General features: G+C 68.3%; 12 protein-coding genes. 7 read left to right on the top strand and 5 right to left on the bottom strand.

Translation table 11 applies throughout. The annotated features are described in order from the left end of the window. Window positions 1-165 precede the first annotated feature (165 nt). Complete coding sequence (gene prpR / locus IB269_RS16140) at window positions 166-2,208, top strand: propionate catabolism operon regulatory protein PrpR (RefSeq protein ID WP_412523748.1); 2,043 nt, start codon at window positions 166-168, stop codon at window positions 2,206-2,208. Between the two features lie 21 nt (window positions 2,209-2,229). On the opposite strand, the gene IB269_RS16135 is transcribed toward prpR, so the two are convergent. Then, on the bottom strand, window positions 2,230-3,084 hold the full coding sequence (locus tag IB269_RS16135) for a hypothetical protein (RefSeq protein WP_063326255.1): 855 nt from the start codon (window positions 3,082-3,084) through the stop codon (window positions 2,230-2,232). A gap of 166 nt (window positions 3,085-3,250) precedes the next feature. Continuing rightward, window positions 3,251-4,183 carry a LysR family transcriptional regulator gene (locus tag IB269_RS16130; protein ID WP_192367662.1) on the bottom strand — a complete coding sequence of 311 codons (933 nt, stop codon included), beginning with the start codon at window positions 4,181-4,183 and terminating at the stop codon, window positions 3,251-3,253. A 67-nt stretch (window positions 4,184-4,250) separates the two neighbouring features. On the opposite strand from IB269_RS16130, the gene IB269_RS16125 reads away from it, so the two are divergent. Then, window positions 4,251-5,183, top strand: coding sequence for a pyridoxal-phosphate dependent enzyme (locus IB269_RS16125; protein ID WP_192367661.1), 933 nt, complete (start codon window positions 4,251-4,253; stop codon window positions 5,181-5,183). A 34-nt stretch (window positions 5,184-5,217) separates the two neighbouring features. Here the strand turns inward: IB269_RS16125 and prpF are convergent, their stop codons facing one another. The 3 genes from prpF to IB269_RS16110 are packed head-to-tail and all read right to left on the bottom strand — an operon-like array spanning window position 5,218 to window position 10,071. Then, complete coding sequence (gene prpF, locus IB269_RS16120) at window positions 5,218-6,414, bottom strand: 2-methylaconitate cis-trans isomerase PrpF (protein ID WP_192367660.1); 1,197 nt, start codon at window positions 6,412-6,414, stop codon at window positions 5,218-5,220. Next, window positions 6,414-9,041 carry a Fe/S-dependent 2-methylisocitrate dehydratase AcnD gene (gene acnD, locus IB269_RS16115; protein ID WP_192367659.1) on the bottom strand — a complete coding sequence of 876 codons (2,628 nt, stop codon included), beginning with the start codon at window positions 9,039-9,041 and terminating at the stop codon, window positions 6,414-6,416. Before acnD ends, prpF begins: the two co-directional genes overlap by 1 nt. Before the next feature lie 49 nt (window positions 9,042-9,090). Continuing rightward, window positions 9,091-10,071, bottom strand: a complete 981-nt coding sequence (locus IB269_RS16110; RefSeq protein ID WP_192367658.1) for a tripartite tricarboxylate transporter substrate binding protein — start codon at window positions 10,069-10,071, stop codon at window positions 9,091-9,093. A gap of 541 nt (window positions 10,072-10,612) precedes the next feature. Here IB269_RS16110 and IB269_RS16105 point away from each other — a divergent pair. The 5 genes from IB269_RS16105 to IB269_RS16085 all read left to right on the top strand — a co-directional run bounded on the left by IB269_RS16105 (window position 10,613) and on the right by IB269_RS16085 (window position 22,122). Next, a complete protein-coding gene (locus IB269_RS16105; RefSeq protein WP_192367657.1) occupies window positions 10,613-13,891 on the top strand; it encodes an EAL domain-containing protein in 3,279 nt (1,092 codons plus the stop codon). A 133-nt stretch (window positions 13,892-14,024) separates the two neighbouring features. Further along, entirely contained in the window at window positions 14,025-17,552 is a 3,528-nt protein-coding gene (gene smc / locus IB269_RS16100; protein ID WP_192367656.1) for a chromosome segregation protein SMC, read from the top strand. Between the two features lie 57 nt (window positions 17,553-17,609). Further along, window positions 17,610-18,956, top strand: a complete 1,347-nt coding sequence (locus IB269_RS16095; RefSeq protein WP_065346993.1) for a cell division protein ZipA C-terminal FtsZ-binding domain-containing protein — start codon at window positions 17,610-17,612, stop codon at window positions 18,954-18,956. Between the two features lie 47 nt (window positions 18,957-19,003). Continuing rightward, complete coding sequence (gene ligA, locus IB269_RS16090) at window positions 19,004-21,115, top strand: NAD-dependent DNA ligase LigA (protein WP_192367655.1); 2,112 nt, start codon at window positions 19,004-19,006, stop codon at window positions 21,113-21,115. After that, the gene (locus tag IB269_RS16085) at window positions 21,115-22,122 is read left to right on the top strand and encodes a patatin-like phospholipase family protein (RefSeq protein ID WP_012205427.1); all 1,008 of its coding nucleotides are present in this window, start codon (window positions 21,115-21,117) and stop codon (window positions 22,120-22,122) included. Before ligA ends, IB269_RS16085 begins: the two co-directional genes overlap by 1 nt. The last annotated feature ends 25 nt before the right edge of the window (window positions 22,123-22,147 follow it).

The following is a 22,147-nucleotide window of genomic DNA, read 5'->3' as shown; positions in this document are numbered from 1 at the left end:
TGGAAATACTTGAAATGATTGAAACGCCGGCCTTGTTTGCAAGCTGCATGCCATGGCAATAAAGGGTAAACCCTTGTTATTGCAAGCCATTGATCTGAATGAATTTTTCAGTTCGCAAGAGGATGGGGTGGAACCTGCTGCTGGATTCATGCAGCGCGATGTTGCATGAATGAAATAATCGGTTGCATGAATGAATCAGTCGTGGCCCATGTCCCTGGAACCCCGTCCGCCCCCCGCGCGGCATGGCCCCGTGTCGTCACCATAGGCCGCCACCGCATCGGCCGCGTGCTGGAGCGCATGTCCCTGGCGTTGGGCGACCAGGTGCGTGTGGAGCATGTCAGCGCGGCCTTTGACGACGCCGTGCAGGCCGTGCGCGCGCTGCAGGCGGTCGAGCCCATAGACGCCCTGGTGGCCGCCGGCGCCAGTGGTGCCTGGGTGCGCGAGCATGTCGACATTCCCGTGGTCATGATCGAGGTGCGCGGCTTCGATCTGCTGCAGGCGCTGGCCAGCGCGCGGGAGTTGGCGCAGGCGGGCGGCACGCCGCGCATCGGGCTGGTGTCGTTTGACCATCCCTCGCCGCACCTGGCCCAGTTCGACGCGCTGTTCGGCGCCGGCATTGCCCAGTTCAGCTACCACGGGCCCGAGGATGCCCAGGCCTGCGTGCGTGCGCTGCAGGCCGCAGGCGTGGGTGCCGTGGTCGCGCCTGGGCTGGTTGCCGATCTGGCCGAGCAGGCCGGCATTCCCAGCGTGCTGCTGTACTCCGACGGCGCCGTGCTGCAGGCGCTGCGCGACGCGGTGCTGCTGGCCCGCCACCGCCATGCCGAGCGCGCCCGCCACCAGCGGCTGGAAACCGTGCTCGGCCAGTTGCAGGACGGCGTGGTCGCCGTGGACACCCAAGGCTGCATCCAGGCACTGAACCCCACCATGGCGGCCCTGCTGGGAGCGCCTGCCAAGGCGCTGCATGGCCGGCTGCTGGACGAGGTGGCGCCCGCGCTGGCACTGGCGCAGGCGCTGCAGTCGCAGTCCCTGGAGCCCGAGGGCAGTGAAGACGTGGTCCAACTGGCCATGCGCACCCTGGTGGTACGGCGCGCGCCCATCGTGGAAAACGGCCAGCTCACGGGCGCCTTGCTGGTCTGCCGCGATCCCGCCACCATCCAGCGCGCCGACCGCCACCTGCGCGCCAACCGCAGCCTGCGCGGCGCGGGCGTGCGCTGGCGCATCGAAGACTACGCGGGCGACAGCGAACCCGCCCAGCGCGTGCGCCGCCTGGCGCGCCAGTTCGCGGCCAGCGATGCCACCGTGCTCATCCAGGGCAACAGTGGCACGGGCAAGGAGTTGCTGGCCCAGGGCATGCACCGCGCCAGCCGGCGCGCCGCCCAGCCCTTTCTGGCCGTCAACTGCGCGGCCCTGGGGGAAAGCCTGCTGGAGAGCGAACTCTTCGGCTACGACGAAGGCGCTTTCACCGGCGCGCGGCGCGGCGGCAAGACCGGGCTGATCGAGGCGGCCCATACGGGCACCTTGTTCTTGGACGAGATCGGGGACATGCCGCTGGCCCTGCAATCCCGCCTGTTGCGCGTGCTGCAGGAGCGCGAAGTGCTGCGCGTGGGCTCCACCACGTCCGTGCCCGTGGACCTGCGCGTCATCGCCGCCACGCATGCCGATCTGGCGACCCTGGTCGAGCGCGGTGAATTCAGGCGCGACCTGTTCTACCGCCTGGCCGTGCTGCGCCTGGCCATGCCCGGACTGCACGAACGCGGACAGGGCGATGTCCAGGCCCTGGCCCGCACCATGCTTGCGCGACGTTTGCGCACGCAGTCGCTGCAGGCCGAGGCCTCTTCACTGGAGCCCTTGCTGGAAGCCCTGCTGGATTTGGCCGCCGCTCACCGCTGGCCCGGCAATGCGCGAGAGCTGGACAACTGGGTGGAGCGCCTGCTGGCCTGCCGCCACGACCTGCGTGACAGTGCGGGCCGCGTGGACATGGGCCGGCTGCGGGAGCTGTTTCCTGAATGCGACGGAGCTGGGCAGGGTACCGTTCAGACCCTGCCCGCACAGCAGCGGCAACTGCAGTTGCGCGAGGCCCGGCGCGATGCCGAGCGCCAGCGCATGCGCGAAGTACTGGAGCAGGTGCAGGGCGACCAGCGCCGCGCCTGCGAGATCCTGGGTATCAGCCGGGCCACGCTGTGGCGCAGGTTGCGCGACAGCCGTTGATCGCGCGCTTGCGTCCTGCGGCTATTCCCGCTGCAGGGCAGGGTCCACCTGCATGGCCTCGGGATTACAACGGGGCGTGCCCAGCATCGTGGGTTGATCATTTTGGCAAATGCCGCTGATGAACTGTCTGTGGCTATAGGTTCCGGGCTTGTCGACAGGGCCCATATAGATGCGGGCACTGAGTGTGCCGAATTCATCCACTTTCAGGTGCTTGGCCTCATAAATGAAGTGACTGATGTTTGTACCCCAGTCGCATTCGGCCGTTCCCTTTGAGTGGAAGCCATCGCCCGCATACTTCAAATCGCCCACGTATTCACAGCTACCTGAGCCGCCCGTTTTTTGGGACATGGTGAGCGTATTGCCATCGGCCTTGATGGTGATCGTGCCCGGTGTGATATTGGAGAACTCATAGGCGACGGTGTGGACGAATGTGAAGTTGAGTCGGCGCTTCAGATCCTCGAACTGGAAGCGCTGAAGGCGCTGCGGAGCCTCGCCGGGCAGGGTGATCGTCGCCGTGGTGGAGGAATCGAAGACGATCCTGACCGGGCCAGCCTCCTGTGCAAGTTCTCCATCGCGGGCCTGGCCACCCAGTGCGCGGCCATTGCGGTATTCCGTGAGCACGCCGTCAAACTGCTTGCCGTCCTTCAGCGTGCCTGCGGCCTGCAGGAACAGTGACGATCCATCCGCGCGATAACCGAAATAGGTCAGGATCAGCGTGGAGCCGCCTTGCCTGTCGATCTGAATGCCGCGCCCGGGCTTGCCATTGAGTTCCGCGCCAATGCTCCACATGCCCGAATCCGGCAGAATGGCCAGCGCGGGTGTGGAAATGAAGGCGGCAAGGGCCGCGGCCATGAGGCCATTCAGTCGCTTTGACATGCTTGCTCCGTTGGTTTTGGGGATATTGAATCGAATGGATGCCGGACTTTAACCGCGATCCACTGCGGAATGCTGAATCGCCCGGGATGACGGAGTCATTTGGTTTTCTGCTCGAATGAAATGGTCGTCGTGATTGCCATTGGCTATTGAAAATCACATGGAAGAATCATGAAACCTGCAGCCCATCAACCCCGCCCAGCCGCTCGGCCAGGAAATCCATCAGCACGCGCAGCTTGAGCGGCAGGTGGCGCGTGGGCGGGTGAAGAATCCACAGCTGGCCGCTGTAGTTGGGCAGGAAGCTCCAGTCCGGCAGCACTTGCACGATGCGCCCGTCCGCCAGGGCCTCGCGTGCCGTGAAGCGGGGCAGGCTGGCGATGCCGATGTGCTGCAGCACGGCGTCCAGCCGCACACCGGTGTGGTTGGCGGCATAGCGCCCGCGCACGGCCACGGTGACGGTCTTGCCATGGCTGCGCAGCTTCCAGTGTGCGTCGCCGGGCTCCTCGCCCAGGTAGATGCAGCTGTGGGCCTTGAGCTCCAGCGGATGCACGGGCGTGCCGTGCCGGGCCAGGTACTGGGGCGAGGCGCACAGCAGATGGTCGATGTCCATCAGGTGGCGGCCCATGAGGCCCGGCGGCGGGTGGTTGGTGATGCGTATGGCCAGGTCCACCGGGTCGTCGATCAGGTCCATGTAGCGGTCTTCCAGCCGCATCTGCACATCGACCTCCGGATACTGGGCCAGGAAGTCGGGCATGTGGGGATGGACCACGGTACGGCCCACGGCCTTGGGCACGCTGATGCGCACCAGGCCGCGCGGCTGCGCGTCCTGCAGCAGGGACGCGGCCATGACGGCCTGGGCGGCGCCCACCATGTCCAGGCAGCGCGCATGCACCTCGCGGCCGGCCTCGCTCAGGCGCAGCTTGCGCGTAGTGCGTTCCAGAAGGCGCAGGCCCAGAGCCCTTTCCAGCCGCGCCACGCCCCGGCTGGTGGCCGATGGCGTGCTGCCCAGCTGGCGCGCGGCCTCGGAAAAGCTGCCCGTGTCCACCACCTTGACGAAGATGGCCATTTCTCCGAACAGGGGTAGGGCTTGATTTGTGCTCATAGCGCAAAGAATATTTGAAAAGCCAAGGGATTATCGCGGCTGAACGCCAGTCCTACACTGCCACCCCATGCCTTTGCACACCTTCACTCCCTTTATCCCGTCCCATGCCCTGAGCCACGCCGGTGGGCCTGAAATCTGGCTCAAGCTGGATGCGCTGCAACCCTGCGGATCGTTCAAGCTGCGCGGCATAGGCCATGCCTGCGAGACCCTGGCGCGCCAGGGCAAGAAGCGCTTTGTGGCTTCGTCGGGCGGCAATGCCGGCATTGCCGTGGCCTATGCCGGGCGGCAGCTGTCCATACCCGTCACCGTGGTCGTGCCCCAAACCACGACCGAGCATGCGCGGGCACTGATCCGTGCCCAGGGCGCCGAGCTGATCGTGCATGGCGCCGTCTGGGACGAGGCCAATGCCCTGGCCCAGTCCCTGCTGGGCGCCGAAGATGCCTTTGTCCATCCTTTTGACGACCCGCTGCTGTGGGCAGGGCATTCCACCCTGGTCGATGAGCTGGCTGCTGCCGACTTCAAGCCCGACGCCGTGGTGCTGGCCGTGGGCGGCGGCGGCCTGCTGGCCGGCGTGGTGCAGGGCCTGGAGCGCCACGGCTGGACCGATGTGCCCGTGATTGCCGCGGAGACGGCCGGCGCGGACTCCCTGGCGCAGTCGCTGGCCCAGGGCCGCCGCGTGCTGCTGGACCGCATCACCAGCGTTGCCACTTCGCTGGGCGCGCGCCAGGTCTGCCAGCGGGCCTTCGATCTGGCGCAGGTGCACCCCGTGCGCAGCGCCGTGGTGACGGATGCGCAGGCGCTGGACGCCTGCCTGCGCTTCATTGATGACCATCGCCTGCATGTGGAGCCCGCCTGCGGTGCCGCGCTGGCCCTGGCCTACGCAGGCGCACCTGCGCTGCAAGGCTTCAAGCGCGTGCTGGTGGTGGCCTGCGGCGGCACGACGAACACGCTGGAGCAACTGCGGACGTGGCACGCAGCGGCGCTGACCGGTCAGGCGTAAGCACGGCCCAGGCCTGAAGCCGGACCCTGCGCATTCACGCGGCGTTCAACACCTCGCCAGGCACCCTGATCCAGCCTTCCATCAGGATGCGCGCGCTGCGGCTCATCAAGGCCTTGGTCACCTGCCACTGGCCATTCACCAACCGGGCCTCGGCGCCCACGCGCAGCGTGCCGGAGGGATGGCCGAAGCGAACGGCGCCGCGTTCGCCGCCCCCCGCCGCCAGATTCACCAGCGTGCCCGGCACCGCTGCCGCCGTGCCGATGGCCACCGCCGCCGTGCCCATCATTGCGTGGTGCAGCTTGCCCATGGACAGGGCGCGCACCAGCAGGTCCACATCGCCTGCCTCGATGCGTTTGCCGCTGGAGGCCGTGTAGGGCGCCGGCGATGCCACAAAGGCGATTTTTGGCGTGTGCTGGCGCCTGGCGGCTTCGGACAGTTCCTGGATCAGGCCCATCTGCAGGGCGCCGTGGGCGCGTATGGCCTCGAAGCGCGCCAGCGCCTCGGCATCGCCGTTGATGGCGTCCTGCAGCTCGCAGCCCGTGTAGCCCAGGTCCTTTGCGTTCAGGAAGATGGTCGGAATGCCCGCATTGATCAGCGTGGCTGCAAAGCTGCCCACGCCAGGCACATCCAGGCGATCCACGAGATGGCCCGTGGGGAACATGGCTCCTCCGTCCTCTCCCTCATCGGCAGGGTCCAGGAAATCCAACGCCACCTCGGCCGCAGGAAAGGTCACGCCATCGAGCTCGAAGTCGCCTGTCTCCTGCACCTGGCCGTTCGTGATGGGCACATGGGCCACGATGGTCTTGCCGATATTGGCCTGCCAGATACGGAGGGTGACCATGCCGTTGCGTGGAATGCGCGCAGGGGCTATCAATCCCATGTGGATGGCGCAGGGCCCCACGGCGGCCGAGAGATTGCCGCAGTTGCCGCTCCAGTCCACGAAGGGCCGGTCGATGGAGACCTGGCCGAACAGGTAGTCCACGTCATGGCCTTCGCGCGTGCTGGCCGAGAGGATCACGGCCTTGCTGGTGCTCGACGATGCATTGCCCATGCCGTCGATCTGCTTGCCGTAAGGGTCGGGGCTGCCCAGGGCGCGCAGCAGGATGGCGTCGCGCACGGCGCCCGGCTGTTGCGCAGCCTCCGGAAGGTCTTGCAGGCGGAAGAACACGCCCTTGCTGGTGCCTCCGCGCAGGTAGGTGGCGGGAATGCGGATCTGGGGTGCGGTGTTCATCAAGCGTCCTGTGTCTGTGCAAGAAAGTCCTGGGCGAAGCGCTGCAGCACGCCGCCCGCCTCGTAGACCGATACCTCCTCGGCCGTGTCCAGCCGGCAGGTCACGGGCACGCGCAGCGTCTGGCCGTCTCTTCGTTCAATCACCAGCGTGAGTTGGGTGCCCGGCGTGCGCTCGCCTTCCACGCCATAGATCTCCGTGCCGTCCAGCGCCAGGGTCCTGCGGTCGGTGCCCGGCAGGAACTGCAGCGGCAGCACGCCCATGCCGATGAGGTTGGTGCGGTGGATGCGCTCGAAGCCTTCGGCCACCACGGCCTCGACTCCGGCCAGCCGCACTCCCTTGGCCGCCCAGTCGCGCGAGCTGCCCTGGCCGTAGTCGGCGCCCGCGATGATGATCAGCGGCTGGCGCCGGTTCAGGTAGGTTTCCATGGCCTCCCACATGCGCACCACGCGCCCTTCGGGCTCGATGCGCGCCAGCGATCCCTTGTGCTGCACGCCGTCGATGACGGCCATCTCGTTGACCAGCTGCGGGTTGGCGAAGGTGGCCCGCATGGCGGTGAGGTGGTCGCCGCGGTGGGTGGCGTAGGAGTTGAAGTCTTCCTCGGGCAGGCCCATGCGCGCCAGGTATTCGCCCGCCGCGCTGTCGGCCAGGATGGCGTTGGAGGGCGACAGGTGGTCGGTGGTGATGTTGTCGGGCAGCAGGGCCAGCGGCCGCATGTTGCGCAGCGTGCGCGGGAAGGCCGCCAGCGCGCCCACGCCTTCGGTGTCCCAGTAGGGCGGACGGCGGATGTAGGTGGACTGGGGGCGCCAGTCGTACTGGGGCAGGGCCTTGTTTCCGTCGTCCTTGCGGATGGCGAACATGGGTTCGTAGACGGCGCGGAATTGCGCAGGTTTGACCGCTTGCTCGACGATGGCGTCGATCTCCTCGTCGGCGGGCCACAGGTCCTTGAGGCGGATCTCGCGGCCGTCCACCACAGCCAGCACATCCTGCTCGATGTCAAAGCGCACCGTGCCCGCCAGCGCATAGGCCACGACCAGCGGCGGCGAGGCCAGGAAGGCTTGTTTGGCCTGGGGATGGATGCGCCCGTCGAAGTTGCGGTTGCCCGAGAGCACGGCCGTGGCGTAGAGGTCGCGCTCGATGATTTCCTGCTGGATCCTGGGGTCCAGCGCGCCGCTCATGCCGTTGCAGGTGGTGCAGGCAAAGGCGACGATGCCAAAGCCCAACTGCTCCAGCTCGGTGAGCAGCCCGGCCTCTTTCAGGTACAGCTCCACGGCCTTGGAGCCCGGCGCCAGCGAGGATTTGACCCAGGGCTTGCGCGTGAGACCCAGGCGATTGGCATTGCGCGCCAGCAAGGCGGCGGCGATGACATTGCGCGGGTTGCTGGTGTTGGTGCAGCTGGTGATGGCGGCGATGATGACGGCCCCATCGGGCATCAGGCCCTGACTCTCCTGGGCACGGGCGGCCTGCAGCTTGGCCGCATCGGCAATGCCGCGCTCGGCCAGGGCCGAGGTGGGCAGGCGCCGGTGCGGATTCGAGGGGCCGGCCATGTTGCGCACCACGGTGGACAGGTCGAACTGCAGCAGGCGCTCGTACTGGGCATCGGCCAGGCTGTCGCTCCAGAAACCTGCGGTGCGCGCATAGGCCTCGACCAGGCGCACCTGGGCCTCGTCGCGGCCGGTCAGGCGCAGGTAGGCCAGCGTCTGGTCATCAATGGAGAACATGGCCGCCGTGGCGCCGTATTCGGGGCACATGTTGGAGATGGTGGCGCGGTCGCCAATGCTCAGGCTGTCGGCGCCCTCGCCAAAGAATTCCACATAGGCGCCCACCACCTTTTGCTGGCGCAGGAATTCGGTCAGGGCCAGCACGATGTCGGTGGCGGTGATGCCCGCCTGGCGCCGGCCCGTGAGGCGCACGCCCACGATCTCGGGCAGGCGCATCCAGCAGGCGCGGCCCAGCATGACGTTCTCGGCCTCCAGCCCGCCCACGCCCACGGCGATCACGCCCAGGGCGTCCACATGGGGCGTGTGACTGTCCGTGCCCACGCAGGTATCGGGGAAGGCCAGGCCATCCTGCACGGTGACCACGGGGGACATTTTTTCCAGATTGATCTGGTGCATGATCCCGTTCCCCGCAGGGATCACATCCACGTTGGCAAAGGCCTTCTTCGTCCACTCAATGAAGTGGAAGCGGTCCTCGTTGCGGCGGTCCTCGATGGCGCGGTTCTTCACGAAGGCATCGGGATCGAAGCCGCCGCACTCCACGGCCAGCGAGTGGTCCACGATGAGCTGCACGGGAACGACGGGGTTGACCTGGGCAGGGTCGCCGCCTTCGGCCGCGATGGCGTCGCGCAGGCCGGCCAGGTCCACCAGGGCGGTCTGGCCCAGGATGTCGTGGCAGACCACGCGCACGGGGTACCAGGGAAAGTCGATGTCACGCCGGCGCTCGATCAGCTGCAGCAGGTAGCTGTCGAGTTGCGCGGGATCGGCACGGCGCACGAGGTTCTCGGCGTGGACGCGGGCGGTGTAGGGCAGGCGTGCCCAGGCGCCGGGCGAGAGGGCATCGACGGCGGCGCGGGCGTCGATGTAGTACAGCGTGGTGCCGGGCAGGGGTTTCTTGTAGCGGGACGTCATGGGGGCGGATGGATTCTCGGGCCTGCGTGGGCCGATTGCTGTGCGCCGATTACTGTGCGCGGATTTCGTTGTCTTTCACCACCTTGGCGTAGCGGGGAATCTCGGACTGGATCAGGGCGCCGAACTGGGCCGGTGTGCCGCCTGCCGGGGACACGCCCGTGGGCTCCAGCTGGGCCAGCAGTGCCGGCGCCTTGAGGCCGTTGTCCAACGCCGCATTGATGCGCGACAGCACGGCGGGCGGCAGGCCCTTGGGCGCGAGCAGGCCGTGCCAGGCCACCACGTCATAGTCCGGCAGGCCGCTTTCGGCCACCGACGGAATCTCGGGATAGGCGGGCAGGCGCTGGGCCGTGGTCACGGCCAGGGCGTGCAGCTTGCCGCTCTTGACGTGCTGCATCAGCGCCTCGGTGCCGGCCACCAGCATGTCCACGTTGCCCGAAAGCAGATCGGTCACGGCCGGGCCCGTGCCGCGATAGGGCACATGCGTGGCCTTGACCTTGGCCATGCCGAACAGGTACTCGGTGACGATGTGAAGATGGCTGCCATTGCCGGCCGAGGCAAAGGTCAGCTTGCCCGGGTTCTCACGCGCATAGGTCAGCAGTTCCTGCAGGTTTCTGGCGGGCACGCGGGGGCTCACGCAGACCACGTAGGCGCCTTTGGACAGCTGGATCACGGGCGTCATGTCGGCCACGGGGTCGAAGCGCAGCTTGTACAGCGAAGGGTTGACCGTATAGCTGCCCGCCACCAGCAGCAGTGTGTAGCCATCGGCCGCCGAGCGCAGCGCGTACTCGGTGCCCAGCGTGCCACCGGCGCCAGGCCGGTTCTCCACCACCACGGGCTGGCCCAGCCTGTCGTTGAGCACGTTGGAGGCCACGCGCGCAATGAAGTCCGAACCGCCGCCGGGTGCGAAGGGGCAGATGATCTTCAGCGACTTGCTGGGAAAGGCCTCCTGGGCCAGGCCCTGGTGCGGCAGCGCAAGGCCGGCCAGCGGGGCGGGCAGGGCGGCGCAAAAGCGGCGGCGGTTGATGCTCATGGGTTGGTGTCTCCTGCAGAGTTATGGTTGGCAGTGCACCAGGCTTGTTGCAAGCAGCATGCCATCCGACTCAAGGGGAAACCCGTGCAAGCCCCGCAGCCTGCTGCCAGAGGCTGAAGGGCTGCAGCGCCACCTGCTGCCGCGCCATCCGTTTCATTGATGTTTCAAAACTGCCGCCTCTGATTTCATGGATGAGGGCTTGTGCAATGCCTCGCCCTTCACCCCTGGTGCCCGGCAAGGCCCGGCAGGCCCGGCGGGCTCGGGCACAGGGGGCCGGGTGCAAGCACCTTGCTGCCTGCAGTCTAGGGTTTGCCCGTGGAGGTCTTCAGCAAGAGCGCATTCCGACGATAGAGCAAAGGCGTTTGTAGGATTTGTCTTACATATGATTTGCCTGCCGGGTGCCGAAATCCATTTATCCTCGCTCTCTGCTCCACATGGCCTGCCCGGCCTTTTCGGGTGGCTGGCCATGGGGCTGGCAACGAGTGGTTCCGTGCTCCTGGACCGATTCCCCCGTGACTGCCTATTCAGCCTTAGCCGCTCCATGTCAGCTTTTGCCCAGCGCACGCTTGTAGCCATCCGGACCGCCTGGCCAGCCGCCACCGTCATGGCGGTGGGCATGTGCCTGAGCGCCGCGCTCGCCCTGCAGCAGCAGAGGGCGCTGGAGCGCATCGACCTGCAGCGCCATACGCAACAGGCCCAGTCTGCCCGCCAGGCGCTGGAGATGCGCCTGGATGCCTATGCCGTCATGGTCCAGCATGTGGCCAACCAGCTGGCCGCCTCTCCCGAGATGGGGCAGCAGGCCTTCGCGCGCATTGCGCAGGCGCTGCGCATACAGATACAGCCCGGCATGCAGGCGCTGACCTTTACGCGGGCCGCAACGGAGCACGGTCAGGCCAGCCAGGATTCGTCGGCCTCGTTCAGGCCCGATCCCCACTATTTCTTCATCGACTATCTCTGGCCGGTGGAAGGCAATGAATCCATCGCCGGCCTGGACATGCACGACCGCCCCAGTCTCATGGCCAGCATGCTGCGCAGCCGGGACAGCGCGGCCGCCGTGGTCTCGGCGCCGTTTGCCATGAAGCAGCCCGGCGAGCATGCCACCGCCGTGCTGGTGCGCGCGCCCGTCTTTGCGCTTGCGGACCACCAGTCCCCGGATGGCACGGCCGCGCATCCGCTGTTCCTGGGAACGGCCGACGTCAGCATTCGTGTGCACGACCTGGTGCAGGACCTGCATGAGCGCGGTTTCCTGGGTCGGCTAGCGCTGGCCATGCATGATGCAGGCCCGGTCTCGCCCCTGCCGCCGGCCGGCGTATCGCCGCTGCCGCTGTATCTGGGTGCTGCCTGGCCCGAGCGCGGGCAGGAAGCGGTAGGCCTGGGCGACACCGGCCAGGTGGTGCTGGAGCAGACGCTGCAGGCCCAGGACCGGCTGTGGCGGCTGAACTTCATTCCCGTGAGCACGGCCCTGTCCTGGACCGAGCGTGCCCAGCCCCTGGTGCTGTTTGCGCTGGGCATGCTGGTGTCAGTCCTGCTGGCCTCGCTGGCGGCAGCCTGGTGGCGGCGCCATCCGTCCAGCTGGGCGCAGCTGCGTGCCTCTTCCCGCAGCATGCGCGAGAGCGATGCCCGCTTTCAGGCACTGTTCGAGCAGGCCGCCGTGGGCGTGGTGCAGATCGACGCGGCCAACGGCAATGTCCTGCATGTGAACCGCAGGTATTGCGACATCACCGGCCACGAGGCACAGCAGCTGTGCCAGCGCCCCCTGCTGGCCCTGGTGGCCGCCGAAACGGTGGAGGGCGACAGGCTGCTGCTGCAGGAACTGGCTGCGGGCCAGCGCCGCGCCCTGCAGATCGAGCGGCAGCTGCGGCGCAGCGACGGCAGCCTGGTCTGGGTGGAGCTGCACATCTCCGCGCTGGGCCACGGCCCATCGCTGCGGCTGATGGCCCTGGTGCAGGACATCAGCGCGCGCCGCCACTTGCAGCAAATGCAGCGCGACGGATCGCGCCACCTGCGCATGGTCATCCAGCGCCTGCCCCTGGGCCTGGCCATGCTGCAGGAGGATGGCCGCTTCGCCTACTGGAACGAGGAATTCATGCGCCTGGCAGGCCATGGCGCCACGGCCGGCATGGATGGCGACGGCTGGTGGCGCAACATGTGCCCGGATGAAGCGCGCCGCCAGCGCATGCAGCGCCGCTTCGAGGCTGCGCAGGCGCGGGCGCGCGTTGCCCAAAGCCCCCATGGCAGCGAGTCCGACAGCTGCGGCACCCTCAACTCCGAGGAGTACCAGCTCATAGGCAGCGACGGCTGCGCGCGCTCCGTATCCATCGGCGGCATGCTGCTGGACGAAGGCTGCCTGCTGATCCTGCAGGACCAGAGCCAGCGCAAGACCGCCGAAGAGGAAATTCGCCGCCTGGCCTTCTACGATGCGCTCACCGGCCTGCCCAACCGCCGCCTGCTGGTGGACCGGCTGCAGCAGGCGCTGGCCTCCAGCCGCCGTCGCGGACGCTGTGGCGCCGTCATGCTGCTGGACGTGGACAACTTCAAGGCCTTCAACGACAGCCTGGGGCTGGAACTGGGCGACGTGCTGCTGCGCATGATTGCCGAGCGACTGGCCCAGTCCCTGGGCCGCGAGGCCACGCTGGCCCGCCACAGCGGCGATGACTTCGTCGTGCTGCTGGAGGACCTGGGCAAGGACTCCATGCACGCCGCCTCCAAGCTCGAAGGCGAGGTCCAGCGCATGCGTTCGCTGCTGCTGCAACCGCTGCAACTGAGTGGCCAGTCCTGCCACATCACGCTGAGCATAGGCGCCAGCCTGTTCGGCGAGCAGGAACTCAGTGCCGACGAGGTGCTGCGCCGTGCCGAGATGGCCATGTACCAGGCCAAGGGCATGGGGCGCAACACGCTGCAGTTCTTCGATCCGCAACTGCAGGCCGTGCTCAGATCGCGCACGGCCATGGAGCAGGAAATGCGCGAGGGCCTGGTGCGCTCGCAATTCGTCCTGTACTACCAGCCGCAGGTGGCGAACGGGCGCATCGTCGGCGCCGAGGGCCTGCTGCGCTGGAACCACCCGCGCGAAGGGCTGGTGCCTCCGTCGCTCTTCGTCTCGCTGGCCGAGGAAACGGGCCTGATCCAGCAACTGGGCGAATGGGTGCTGGGCGAGGCCTGCCGGCAACTGGCGCAATGGGCGGCGGAGCCGGACATGGCCTGCCTGATGCTGGCCGTCAACGTCAGCCCGCGCCAGTTCCACCAGGCGCGCTTCGTGGAGCAGGTGCTGCAGGCGCTCAAGGAGCACGGTGCCAATCCGCGCCTGCTCAAGCTGGAGCTGACCGAAAGCCTGCTGCTGGCCGACGTGGACGACACGGCGGCCAAGATGGCCACGCTCAAGGCACACGGCGTGGGGTTCTCGCTGGACGACTTCGGCACCGGCTACTCCTCCCTGGCCTATCTCAAGCGCCTGCCGCTGGACCAGCTCAAGATCGACCGCAGCTTCGTGCGCGACGTGCTCAGCGACCCCAACGACGCGGCCATTGCGCGCACCATCGTCGCCCTGGGCACCAGCCTGGGCCTGCAGGTCATCGCCGAGGGTGTGGAGACCGAGGCGCAGCGCCAGTTCCTCGAAGACCAGCACTGCCATGCCTGGCAGGGCTACCTGCTCAGCCCGCCCGTGCCCGTGCGCAGCTTCGAGGCACTGGTGCGCCAGGCCATCGTGTCGCGCCCTCCGGCCCTGAGCCCGGCGAACCTGCCGCAGCAGGCGCAGGACCGGCCCCAGGTGGTGGCGTGCACGGATGGCAGCGGGGTGCCGGACGCCCCCTCAAACCATTCTTGACATTCGACACGGCCCCGCGCGGGCCGCTTTCCATTCTTGAGCAGGGGTGGCGCGCGGTATCATTCCGAGCTTCCCTGTTGTTCCCCCACGTCCTCATTCGTCCGTTCGCCGCGGACCGCCATCTGCCTGCATCGTGCGCCTGAATTCCATCAAGCTGTCCGGCTTCAAGTCCTTCGCCGAGCCCACCAACTTCATGCTGCCGGGGCAACTGGTGGGCGTGGTGGGCCCCAACGGCTGCGGCAAGTCCAACATCATGGATGCGGTGCGCTGGGTGCTGGGCGAGAGCAAGGCCAGCGAGCTGCGCGGCGAGTCCATGCAGGACGTGATCTTCAACGGCACCACGCACCGCAAGCCGGCCAGCCGCTCCAGCGTGGAGCTGGTGTTCGACAACAGTGACCACCGCGCGGGCGGCCAGTGGGGCCAGTTCGGCGAAATCGCCGTCAAGCGCGTGCTCACGCGCGAGGGCAACAGCAGCTACTTCATCAACAACCAGGCCGTGCGCCGCCGCGATGTGCAGGACGTGTTCCTGGGCACGGGCCTGGGCCCGCGCGCCTACGCCATCATCGGCCAGGGCACGATCAGCCGCATCATCGAGTCGCGCCCCGAGGAACTGCGCCTGTTCCTGGAAGAGGCCGCAGGCGTGTCCAAGTACAAGGAGCGCCGGCGCGAGACCGAGAACCGGCTCTCGGCCACCACCGAGAACCTCACGCGCGTGGAAGACATCCTGCGCGAGCTAAACAACAACCTCGACCGGCTGGAAAAGCAGGCCGAGGTGGCGGCCCAGTACAACGCGCTGCAGTCCCAGGTCACGCTCAAGCAGCAGCAGCTGTGGTTCCTCAAGCGCGCCGAGGCCGAGGCCGAGCAGGACCGCGTGCGCGTGGAGGGCCTGCAGGCCGTCAACGAGCTCGAAGAGCGCATGGCCGACATCCGCAACAACGAAAGCGGACTCGAGACCCTGCGCCAGGCGCACTACGACGCCAGCGACCAGGTCAACCAGGCCCAGGCCAAGCTCTACGAATCCACGGCCGAAGTCGGCAAGCTGGAGGCCGAGATCCGCTACGTGCTCGAAGGCCGCCAGCGCGTGCAGCAGCGGCTGCAGCAGCTGTCCGAGCAGGTGCTGCTGTGGAACAGCCGCCGCGAGGAAGCCGAAGCCGAGATCGAGAACCTCGAAGGCGCCGGCATGGACGCCGAGGAACAGGCCGAGATGCTGGCCGCCCAGGTCGAGGAGCAAAGCATGCGCCTGCCCGACCTGGAGGACGCCCTGCGCAATGCCCAGAAGGCCGACACCGACCAGCGCGCCAGCGTGGTCCAGGTGCAGCAGCAGATCCAGGTGCTAGCCGCCGAGCAGCGCAGCCTGGATGAGCAGCGCCGCCAGTTCGAGACCCGCTTCGAGCGCCTGCGCGCCGACCGCAACGCGCTGGAGACGCCCGACGAGGCCCGCCTGAACAATCTGCAGTCCCAGCTGGAAGAGGCGCGCGAACTGGCCGAAATGGCCGATGCCGTGCTCAACGAGCTGCAGGACTCCGTGCCCCAGCTCGACGAGGACCGCCGCACGCGCCAGCAGGCCGTCAATGCCGAGGCCGCGCGCCACGCGGACCTGTCGGCGCGGCTGGAAGCGCTCAAGGCCCTGCAGGAAAAGGTCAAGACAGACGGCAAGCTCCAGCCCTGGCTGGCCAAGCACGGCCTGGACGGCATGCAGGGCCTGTGGAGCCGCATTGCCATCGAGCCCGGCTGGGAAAACGCGCTGGAGGCCGCGCTGCGCGAGCGCCTGGGCGCGCTGGAAGTGGGCCGGCTCGACATGGTGCGTGGCTTTCTGGGCTCAGGCGGGCACGATGCGCCGCCCGCGCGCCTGGCCTTCTTCAGCCCGCCGCAAGGCGCACCCGCGCCGGCTGCCGGCCGCTGGCAGCACCTGTCGGACCTGCTGCGCGTGAACGATGCCGGCCTGCGCGCCGTGCTCGGCGACTGGCTGCAGGACTGCTACACAGCGCCCACGCTGGAAGAGGCGCTGTCGCGCCGCGGCGAACTGCGGCCCGGTGAAACCGTCTACGTGCCCACGGGCCATGCCGTCAGCAGCCACAGCGTGAGCTTTTATGCGCAGGACTCGGAGCAATCCGGCCTGCTGGCACGCGCCCAGGAAATCGAGCACCTTGAAAAGGAAGTGCGCGCCCAGGCGCTGATTTCCGACGAGTCGCGCACGGCCCTGGTGCGTGCCGAAAGCGCCTATGCCGAGGCCTCGCAGCGCCTGGTCAGCGCCCGGCGCGAGGCCAGCGAATCGCAAAGCCGTGCCCACGAGCTGCAGGTCGAAACCCTGCGCCTGTCGCAGCTGGCCGAGCAGGCCCGTGCGCGCAATGCCCAGATCAGCGCCGACCTGGCCGAGGTCGAGGCCCAGCTGTCCGACATCGAGGAGCGCCGCGTGGCGGCCGAAGCCCGCTTCGAGGAACTGGACATGCAGCTGGCCGATAGCCAGGAGCGCCATGCCCAGCTCGGCGACAAGGTGCTGGAGTCCGAGCGGCGCCTGAACGAATCGCGCGAGCAGCTGCGCACGCTGGAACGCCAGGCCCAGGAGGCCACGTTCTCGCGCCGCAGCCTGGAAGCGCGCCGGGGCGAACTGAGCCGCACCATAGAAACGGCCAGCCAGCAGGCCCGCTCCCTGGCCGACGAGCAGCAGCGCGCGCAGGATGAGTTCACGCGCCTGACCGATGCCGCGGCCCAGGGCGGCCTGCAGGATGCGCTGGATTTGAAGATGCAGCGCGAGCAGGCCGTGGCCGCGCGCCGCAGCGAATATGACGACCTGACCAACAAGCTGCGCGCCAGCGACGAACGCCGCCAGCAACTGGAAAAGGCGCTGGACCCGCTGCGCCAGCGCATCACCGAATTCCAGCTCAAGGAGCAGGCCGCGCGCCTGGGCCTGGAGCAGTACTCCACCTTGCTGGAAGAGGCGGGCGCCGACCTGGCCGCCGTCTCCCAGTCCATTGCCGAGGCCAATGTGCGCATGCACGGCCTGCAGGGCGAGATCGACCGCCTGCACCGCGAGATCGCGGCCCTGGGCGCGGTCAACCTGGCGGCGCTGGACGAGTTGAAGCTGGCGCGCGAGCGCAAGACCTTCCTCGACGCGCAGACCGAGGACCTGACCCAGGCCATGAACACGCTGGAAGATGCCATTCGCAAGATCGACGCCGAGACGCGCGAACTGCTGTCGGGCACTTTCGAGACTGTGAACGGGCATTTCGGGCGCATGTTCCCCGAGCTGTTCGGCGGCGGGCAGGCCAAGCTGGTCATCACGGGCGATGAAATCCTGGACTCGGGCGTGCAGGTGATCGCGCAGCCGCCCGGCAAGAAGAACCAGACGATTCACCTGCTGTCGGGTGGCGAGAAGGCGCTGACGGCGATTGCGCTGGTCTTCGCCATCTTCCAGCTCAACCCGGCCCCGTTCTGTCTGCTGGACGAGGTGGATGCGCCGCTGGACGATGCCAACACCGAGCGCTATGCCAAGCTGGTGGCCAGCATGAGCAAGAGCACGCAGTTCCTGTTCATCAGCCACAACAAGATCGCCATGGAAATGGCCCAGCAGCTCATCGGCGTGACCATGCAGGAGCAGGGCGTGTCCCGCATCGTGGCCGTGGACATGGAGTCCGCGCTGTCCATGGCTGAGCTATCCTGAGCATGTCCGCAACCTTTCAAACCCCTTTGCTGGAACGACGTTTCATTCCTTCATTCCATGAGTAACCTGCAAATCAGTCTGGCCGTCCTGGGCTTTGTGGTGCTGGCCCTGATCCTTGCCTACAACAGCTGGTCCGCGCGCCGCAATGCACCCAAGCGCGCCGACCCCGTCGATGAAGCGCAGCGCGATCCCTCGCGCCATGAGCCCGGCATGGACACCGTGGGCCACGGCCCGGACCTGACGCACAGCCTGCGCGAGCCCGTGCTGGGCGACTTCGGCACCGCCGCGCCGGGCCAGAGCCCTGCCTCCGCAGACCGCTTTGCCGAAACCGACGCCGAGCTGGCCCATCTGGTCCAGCTCGAAGAGCAGCAGCGCCAGGCCGCGGCCCAGGCTGCGCTGGCGGCCAAGGCCGCCCAGGCAGTGCAGTCCGCGCAGGCAGCCCATGCCCTGCAGGCGGGCGAAGACGCCAGCGCTTCGGCACCCGCATCTGAATCTGTGTCCGCGCCTGCGGCGTCCCCGTCGGCACCGCAGTCCATCGAGCCTTCCCTCAACGACGCGGCCCTGACCAGCGCGGCCGCCAGCCGCCCGGGTCTGGATGCGCTGATCGACGCGATTGCCCCCGTGCAGGTCGGCCAGGCCGTGCCTGGCGAACTGGCGCTGCAGGCCCAGCCCGCCACGCGGCGCGCGGGCAACAAGCCCTTTGCGATCGAGGGCATGAACCAGTCCACCCACCAGTGGGAGCCGCTGCAGCCCGGCCAGCGCTACCTGGGCTTCCAGGCCGGCGTGCAGCTGGCCAACCGCACAGGTGCGCTCAACGAGATCGAGTTCTCCGAGTTCGTTGCCAAGGTGCAGCGCTTTGCCGACGCGCTGGGCGCCACGCCCGACGTGCCCGACATGCTGCAGGAAGTGGCGCGAGCGCGCGAGCTCGACCAGTTCGCCAGCGAGCACGACGCCCAGCTCACCTTCATGCTGCGCGCACGCCAGGCCTCCTGGAGCGCGGGCTACGTGCAGCAGAACGCATCGCGCCAGGGCTTTCTGCCGGGCTCCATGCCCGGGCGCATGGCCCTGCCTTCGCCCACGCCCGGCATGCCGCCGGTGCTGGTGCTCAACTACGACCCGCAGGCGGCGATGGCCGACGACCTGGACACCTCGGTGGTGCGCGAGTTCCTGCTGAGCCTGGACGTGCCCCAGGTGCCGCGCGGCGAGCAGGCCTTCGTGCAGTTGCGCCAGGTGGCCGAGCGCCTGTGCCAGACCATGGACGGCGTGCTCTGCGACCAGAACGGCTACCTGCTGCCGGCCATGGCGCTGGACCCCATCCAGCACGACCTGGAACATCTCTATGACAAGCTCGACAGCCGCGAGCTGTCGGCGGGCTCCATGCTGGCGCGGCGACTGTTCAGCTGACGCGGCGCGGTGCCTCTGGTGCACAACAGGCTCCTGGCCTCAACCCCATGAATGACAATCTGGATCTTTTCTCCGGCGCAGCCCCCGCGGCGCCGGAGTCCGGGGCCGCCCCTGACAAGGTGCTGGCCAAGGTGCAGGCGCTGCGCGCCCAGCTCAACCAATGGGCGCATGAGTACTACGTGCTGGACACGCCCACCGTGCCCGACGGCGAGTACGACCGCGTCTTCCAGCAACTGCAGGCGCTGGAAGGTGCCTACCCCGAACTGGTCACCCCGGATTCGCCCACGCAGCGCGTGATCGGCGCCGTGCTCGACGGCCTGATGCCCGTGCGCCATGCCGTGCCCATGCTCAGTATCCGCACCGAGACCGACAACGAGGCCACGGGTGCCGAGGCCTTCGACGCACGCATCCGCAAGGAGCTGGAACTGGCCGAAGGCGCGCCGCCCGTGGAGTATGTGGCCGAGCCCAAGTTCGACGGCCTGGCCATGAACCTGCGCTACGAGAACGGCCGCCTGGTGCAGGCCACCACGCGCGGCGACGGCGAGGTGGGCGAGGACGTCACCCACAACATCCGCACCATCCGCAAGATTCCGCTGTCCCTGCCCGAAGGCAAGGGCGTGCCGCCCGTGGTCGAGGTGCGCGGCGAGGTCTACATGGGCCGCGCCGACTTCGTCAAGCTCAATGAGCGTCAGCAGGCCGCCGGCGGAAAGAGCTTTGCCAATCCGCGCAATGCTGCGGCAGGCTCGGTGCGCCAGCTGGACTCGGGCATTGCGGCGCAGCGCCCGCTGTCCTTCTTCGCCTATGGCCTGGGCGAGATCACGCAGGCCGCGCAGGGCGGCCCCGACTTCGTCACCCACTACGCCATGCTGCAGACGCTGCGCGACTGGGGCTTTCCGGTGGCGCCCCAGGTCTGCATCGCCAAGGGCGCGGCCGAGCTGGTGGCCTTCCACCAGCGCATGGGCGCCGAGCGCGCCACGCTGCCCTACGAGATCGACGGCGTGGTCTACAAGGTCAACAGCCTGGCCCAGCAGCGCCAGCTGGGCTTTGTCTCGCGCGAGCCGCGCTGGGCCGTGGCCCACAAGTACCCGGCCGAGGAAATGCCCACGCGCATGGAAGGCATCGACATACAGGTCGGCCGCACGGGCAAGCTGACGCCCGTGGCGCGCCTGGCCCCCGTGGCAGTGGGCGGCGTCATCGTCACGAATGCCACGCTGCACAACCTGTTCGAGATCCGCAAGAAGCGCGTGCGCACGGGCGACACCGTGGTCGTGCGCCGCGCCGGTGACGTGATCCCCGAGGTCGTGGGCCGCGTGCCCGGCGACCGGCCGGCCTATGTGCCCAACTTCCGCATGCCCGCTGCATGCCCCATCTGCGGCAGCGCCGTGGCGCGGCCCAAGGGCGAGGCCAACCACCGCTGCACGGGCGGCCTGTTCTGCCCGGCGCAGCGCAAGGAGGCCATCCTGCACTTTGCCGCGCGGCGCGCCATGGACATCGAGGGCCTGGGCGACAAGCTCGTGGACCAGTTGGTGGACGGTCACGTGGTGCGCACGCTGCCCGACCTCTACCGCCTGGGCCTGGTGGCCCTGGCATCGCTGGACCGCATGGCCGAGAAGTCGGCCCAGAACGTGCTGGACGCGCTGGAAAAATCCAAGAAGACCACGCTGGCGCGGTTCCTCTTCGGCCTGGGCATCCGCCAGGTGGGCGAGTCCACGGCCAAGGACCTGGCCCGCCACTTCGGCCAGCTGGACGCCATCATGGACGCCAGCGTCGAGCAACTGCTGCAGGTGCGCGACGTGGGGCCCATCGTGGCCGAAAGCATCCACACCTTCTTCGCCCAGCCCCACAACCGCGAGGTGGTCGAGCAACTGCGTGCCTGCGGCGTGCACTGGGAAGAGGGCGCGGCGCGCGAGCAGACCGCCCAGCCGCTGGCCGGCATGACCGTGGTGCTCACCGGCACGCTGCCCACGCTGGGCCGCGACCAGGCCAAGGAGATGCTGGAGGCCGCTGGCGCCAAGGTCTCCGGCTCGGTCAGCAAGAAGACCAGCTATGTGGTGGCCGGCGCCGAGGCCGGCAGCAAGCTGGCCAAGGCCGAGGAACTGGGCGTGACCGTGCTGGACGAGGCCGGCATGCTGGCGCTGCTGGCGGGCGGGGACCGCTGATGGCGCTGAGTCCGCGCAAACCCGTGGTCGGCCTGGCGTTGGGCAGCGGGTCGGCGCGTGGCTGGGCGCATTTCGGCGTGCTGCGCGCGCTGGAGGATGCGGGCCTGAGGCCCGACATCATCTGCGGCTCGTCCATCGGCGCCCTGGTCGGTGCCTCCTATGCGGCTGGCGAGATGCAGCGCTTCGAGGAATGGGTGCTGGGACTGGGCATGCGCAAGGTGTTCGGTTTCATGGACTTCAACATCACGGGCGGCATGCTCAAGGGCGAGAAGCTGATCGCGTTCTGGCGCGAGCACTTCGTGGACTCGGCCATCGAGGACCTGAAGATTCCCTTCGGCGCCGTGGCCACCGACCTGCATTCGGGCGCCGAGGTCTGGCTGCGCAAGGGCTCCATCGCCGATGCCGTGCGTGCCTCCATCGCGCTGCCCGGCCTGTTCACGCCCGTGCAGCGCGAGGGGCGGCTGCTGGTCGACGGCGGCATCGTCAACCCCGTGCCCGCCTCGCTGGCGCGCGCCATGGGCGCGGACATCGTGATCGCGGTCGATCTCAATGCCGACATCATGCGGCGCCACATGCGGCCGCTGGTTCCCTCCGCCGCCATGGCTGCCGCGCCGCCGCTGGAGGAAGCCCCGCCCGCCGTGGAGCAGGGCGTGGCGCCCGAGGACCTGGCGGGCCAGGCCAGTGCCGTGGCCGGCACGGCCTGGGTGCGCAGGCTGCAGCGCGGCGTGATGGGGTGGATGCCCGGCCACCACCGCGACGAGGCCGGCCGCGAGACCGAGCCGCCGCCGCGGCCCCCCTCGCTGCTGGACGTGGTGATGACCAGCGTCAACATCATGCAGATGCGCATCACGCGCAGCCGCATGGCGGGCGACCCGCCCGAGCTGGTGATCGCGCCGCGCCTGTCCCACCTGGGCCTGCTGGACTTCCACCGCGCCCGCGAGGCCATCGACGAAGGCTACGAGGCAGCGCAGGCCGCGTTGCCGGGCCTGCGCCACTGGGGCCTTTGAGGCGTTACAGGCCCGGCGCGCCCGA

The sequence above is a fragment of the Delftia sp. DLF01 genome, from assembly GCF_014852125.1.
Classification (GTDB): domain Bacteria; phylum Pseudomonadota; class Gammaproteobacteria; order Burkholderiales; family Burkholderiaceae_C; genus Comamonas; species Comamonas acidovorans.
This window is presented reverse-complemented; position numbering and strand designations above follow the sequence as displayed.